Origin of the sequence: uncultured Thiodictyon sp., assembly GCF_903828115.1 — a bacterium.
Lineage (GTDB): Bacteria > Pseudomonadota > Gammaproteobacteria > Chromatiales > Chromatiaceae > Thiodictyon.
In genome coordinates, this window is the sequence record NZ_CAIKKU010000820.1 from 1 (window position 1) to 1,997 (window position 1,997).

The 1,997-nt window shown below is 65.5% G+C and carries 2 protein-coding genes and 1 pseudogene; 1 reads left to right on the top strand and 2 read right to left on the bottom strand.

Going from position 1 to position 1,997, the window contains the following annotated elements; genetic code table 11:
- Positions 1-158 precede the first annotated feature (158 nt).
- Entirely contained in the window at positions 159-1,517 is a 1,359-nt protein-coding gene (gene phoR, locus QZY48_RS30265) for a phosphate regulon sensor histidine kinase PhoR (protein ID WP_295437610.1), read from the bottom strand.
- 122 nt (positions 1,518-1,639) lie between these two features.
- Between phoR and QZY48_RS30270 the strand changes: the two genes are divergently transcribed.
- Positions 1,640-1,840: a hypothetical protein gene (locus QZY48_RS30270; RefSeq protein WP_295437612.1), complete on the top strand. Its 201-nt coding sequence runs from the start codon at positions 1,640-1,642 to the stop codon at positions 1,838-1,840.
- A 37-nt stretch (positions 1,841-1,877) separates the two neighbouring features.
- On the opposite strand, the pseudogene QZY48_RS30275 reads toward QZY48_RS30270, so the two are convergent.
- Positions 1,878-1,997, bottom strand: a pseudogene (locus QZY48_RS30275) (IS5/IS1182 family transposase); the annotation flags it as partial.

The following is a 1,997-nucleotide window of genomic DNA, read 5'->3' on the forward strand; positions in this document are numbered from 1 at the left end:
CGCAAGTAAAGCACCTGCGGGCCGAACCATGAGGGTCCCCACCTTTTTTTGCCCGCCCGGGGCGCCCACCGCGGGGCACGGAGCTCGCCCGCCGAGCGTGCGATGCGGGTCCCTCTGCCTTAACTTATAACTGACTACGGGGGAGGTACGAGAGAGACCTAAGTAATCGACGCGCAAGCTTCCTCGCGGCTACCGACCGGGACGCCGCGCGCGGCCGGGAACTGGCAGGCGAAGCGGGTGCCGGTGCCCAGGGTGCTGGCGATGACAAGTCGGGCGTCGTGGCGGTTGAGTACGTGCTTGACGATGGCGAGCCCGAGCCCGGTGCCGCCGACGGCGCGCGAGCGTCCCTGGTCGACCCGGTAGAAGCGCTCGGTGAGCCGCGGCAGGTGTTCGGGGGCGATGCCCTCGCCGTCGTCGGCGACGCTGAACAGGGGGCCGTCGGTGTCCTGCTCCCAGCGGATGCGGATGCTGGTGCCCGGCCTGGTATGACGCACGGCGTTGTGGATCAGGTTGGACAGGGCGCTGCGCAACTCGACCTGATTGCCGAGGAGCCGCAGGGCCGAGTCGATCCTGGTCTCGATCCGGTGCTGTCCGTCGCTCAAGGCCTGCGCCTCGTGGACGATCTGCTCCAGTTCGGCGGCCACGTCCACCGGCCCCTGGCGGCTGTCCTGGTCGTCCATCTCCAGCCGCGAGAGGGTCAGCAGGTCTTCGATGATGGAGCGCATCCGCTGCGCCTGGCGCTGCATCAGTTCCAGCGGCCGGCGGTGGGCGGCGGGGGTGGCGGGGGCGTCGGCGAGGTTTTCCAGGAAGCCGGCGATGACGGTGAGCGGGGTGCGCAGTTCATGGGAGGCGTTGGCCACGAAGTCACGCCGGATCATGTTGAGGTGATAGAGCTTGGTGATGTCGCGCGCCACCACCAGTCGCTCGCCCTTGTGCTCGCCGAAGGGGGCGATGCGCAGCGAGAGCATGAGCGCGCGGTGGTGCTCGGGGGTGATCTCCAGGGGGCGCAGGTATTCGCCGACTTCGATGAAGGGGGCCAGATCCGGTTGGGCGAGCAGTTCGGACAGGCGCCGGCCCTCGTCGCGCGGCCAGTGGACGTCGAGCAGTGCGGCGGCAGCCGGGTTGGCCCACTCGATGCGTTGCAGCTTGTCCAGGATCACCAGGGCGTCCGGCACCGCGTCCGCGGCCTGGCGGAAGCGGCGGCTGAAGCGGACCTGGCGCTTGCGTCCCTTGCGCCCGCGCTGCTGGTAGCGGGCGATGCCGCGGTAGACCTCGCCCCAGGGACCCAGCGGGTAGGGCGGAGTCAGCCGGTGCCGACGGCGGATCAGGCGCACCAGCCGCAGCAGGAGGTAGAGATGGCGCAGCAGGTAGGGCAGGGACGCGAGCGGCCAGACCCAGGCCGGGGCCGCGCCGAGGAGGACCAGCGCGATGCCCACGGCGAGCGTGAGTGCGAGTGCGACGAACTCGAAGATCAGTGGATACCCCCCAAGGTAACGAGTCAAGAACAAGTGAAACATAATCATTGTCGTTGTCGTTGTCGTTGTCGTAATCGTAATCGCAGAAGCGCCCCAAACGTAACCGCCTCTCTCTACACGGCGGCGGGTCGTTGTCGTTATTTTAATCGGAGAAGCGCTGCAAATTGGCTTGCGGGAGAATCCTGGATGCTACGATAATCTCGACAACGACAACGACAACGACAACGACAACGACAACGACAACGACAACGACAACGACAACGATAATGAACCGTTCCTATTCAAGTCCATTTATTACCAGCAGGCCCGGTTTTCGCTGCTGCGTGAGGTCTGCGACTCGTCGGTCTGAGGCGCAGCCTCGTTAACCCTGCAAGCAGTTGCGCTCAGAGGGTATAGACAAAATTAAGTCGTTGTCGTCATGCGTCGTAGAAGGATCCGCGCCTCAGTGAGCCAGACCCAGGCTTCGGACACGCACAGCAGGCGATCATGGTGCATGATCAAACGGCGTGCGCGCTCGTTCCA